The sequence below is a fragment of the Agarivorans sp. genome, assembly GCF_050295395.1.
Classification (GTDB): Bacteria; Pseudomonadota; Gammaproteobacteria; order Enterobacterales; family Celerinatantimonadaceae; genus Agarivorans.
On sequence record NZ_JBNKPP010000103.1, the window covers coordinates 1 to 1752 of the forward strand.

Here is a 1752-nt window from a genome sequence, read left to right on the forward strand (position 1 = left end):
TAAAAAAAGACATCTTAAAGATGTCTTTTTTTATAAATATGGTGGAGGGAGGTGGATTCGAACCACCGAAGCTTTCGCGACAGATTTACAATCTGTTCCCTTTGGCCACTCGGGAACCCCTCCTGCTTGTGGAGCGGCATATTACCAGAACTTAGGGGCCTGTAAAGTAAAAATCGTAACATTTTCTGTGGATACGAACTGTTTGCTTATTATCTGTTCGCTTGAGCTGGAATCGCTAAAGTTTTGTTCAACAAAACCGATAACCAAGAGGTAATTGGAGGACGAAATGTTAGTTGATAAAATTAGAAACAATAGCTTATGCGACGAGTTGCAGTTGGGTGATACGCTTAACCAAAGTGCTGCGCATGGCCAACGTGCTCGTTTTCAACTGCTGCTAAGTATGCTCAGTCAAAATGTTTGTGACCAAGCGCAGTTCTCCATGATCAAGCAGGCTCCAAAGCAAGTTGAACAAGATTTGCGCAGCCGTTTTCAGCTTAGTGCTAGCCGTCCATTAAAGGCTCAAGCCGATGAATATGCTATTCAAGCTAAGTGGAGTGAATCGCTGCATACTGGTGATGTGGCGAAGATAAGATTAGAGCAGGCCCTAGGGGGATATGCAGTTTGTGCTGAAGATAAGGTGGATGGCTTAGCCGAAGAGGTAATGAATAACCTAGACCTATTAAGCCGTTTAAAACATCAGCTCAGTCAACCAGAGCAAGCACAACCGGCGCAAATGCAACCAGATACCGAAGTCAACGGGGTGGAAATGTATAAACTGCTAAGCGACTTTGATTACTCTAAGCCACTTAGCGTGAAGTACTTTAATTAACGGAACACCACGGTGCGGTTGCCGTAAACAAATACTTTTTCATCTAGCACTTGCTGCAAGGCTTTACTTAGTACTGCTTTTTCAACGTCTCGCCCGGCCTTGGCCATTTCTTCTGCGCTGTAGGTATGATCAACATGAATAACGTGTTGCTCAACGATGGGGCCTTCGTCTAAATCATTGTTCACAAAGTGCGCTGTGGCGCCGATAATTTTTACTCCACGGTCGTAGGCTTGTTGGTAGGGTTTCGCACCAATAAATGCCGGTAAGAACGAGTGGTGAATGTTGAGGATCTTATTGCTAAAGGCTTCAACAAAAGCAGGGGTAAGAATACGCATGTACTTAGCTAGTACCACGTAATCGGGTTGGTATTGTTGTACCACTTCAATCACCTGTTGCTCATGTTCTTCTCGGCTCAGATCCACGTGAGTAATGTGATGGAAGGGGATATCAAACTTTTCAGTGAGTTGACGCAAGTTGTCGTAATTACCCACCACTGCCGCAATTTCTACGTCCATATCACCATACACGGCTTTCATTAATAGGTCGCCCAAACAGTGGGCTTCTTTAGTGACCATAATGACGATGCGTTTACGCCCCGCACTTTCTAGGCGACGAATACTACCAGAAGGCAAAGCGTTGTCTAAATCGGCCAGTAGGGTTTGATCGTTAAAGTAACCTTCAAGTTCTGTGCGCATAAAAAAGCGATTTGCGTGATGGTCTACAAACTCATTGTTTTTAATAATGTTGAGTTGATGTTTGGCACAGATGTTAGTGATGGTTGAAATCAAACCTTTGGCATCTGGGCATTCGGTTAATAGAATTTTTCTTTGCATGATCTTTTCGATTTTCTACTTAAAGTTAGGACTTGTTACAGCACTGCTTAAACTTTTTACCGCTGCCGCAGGGGCAAGTTGAATTGCGCC

The 1752-nt window shown here is 43.9% G+C and carries 3 protein-coding genes and 1 tRNA gene; 1 reads left to right on the forward strand and 3 read right to left on the reverse strand.

The features are described from left to right. Nucleotides 1-39: 39 nt before the first annotated feature. Nucleotides 40-123, reverse strand: a tRNA-Tyr gene (locus ACQY6Q_RS06455). 163 nt (nucleotides 124-286) lie between these two features. Between ACQY6Q_RS06455 and ACQY6Q_RS06460 the strand changes: the two genes are divergently transcribed. Then, nucleotides 287-829 carry a VC2046/SO_2500 family protein gene (locus ACQY6Q_RS06460; RefSeq protein WP_427979273.1) on the forward strand — a complete coding sequence of 181 codons (543 nt, stop codon included), beginning with the start codon at nucleotides 287-289 and terminating at the stop codon, nucleotides 827-829. Here the strand turns inward: ACQY6Q_RS06460 and purU are convergent. Together purU and ACQY6Q_RS06470 are read right to left on the reverse strand one after the other, a co-directional pair. Then, nucleotides 826-1662 carry a formyltetrahydrofolate deformylase gene (gene purU, locus ACQY6Q_RS06465; RefSeq protein WP_427979276.1) on the reverse strand — a complete coding sequence of 279 codons (837 nt, stop codon included), beginning with the start codon at nucleotides 1660-1662 and terminating at the stop codon, nucleotides 826-828. The two genes, ACQY6Q_RS06460 and purU, sit on opposite strands and share 4 nt — an antisense overlap. A 25-nt stretch (nucleotides 1663-1687) precedes the next feature. Next, the coding region (locus ACQY6Q_RS06470; RefSeq protein WP_427979279.1) for an SEC-C metal-binding domain-containing protein at nucleotides 1688-1752 on the reverse strand (65 nt) is incomplete at its 5' end.

Bases quoted from the DNA above. Each gene is read 5' to 3' on its own strand.
- ACQY6Q_RS06460 (WP_427979273.1), top strand. From the start codon at position 287: ATGTTAGTTGATAAAATTAGAAACAATAGCTTATGCGACGAGTTGCAG.
- purU (WP_427979276.1), bottom strand. From the start codon at position 1,662: ATGCAAAGAAAAATTCTATTAACCGAATGCCCAGATGCCAAAGGTTTG.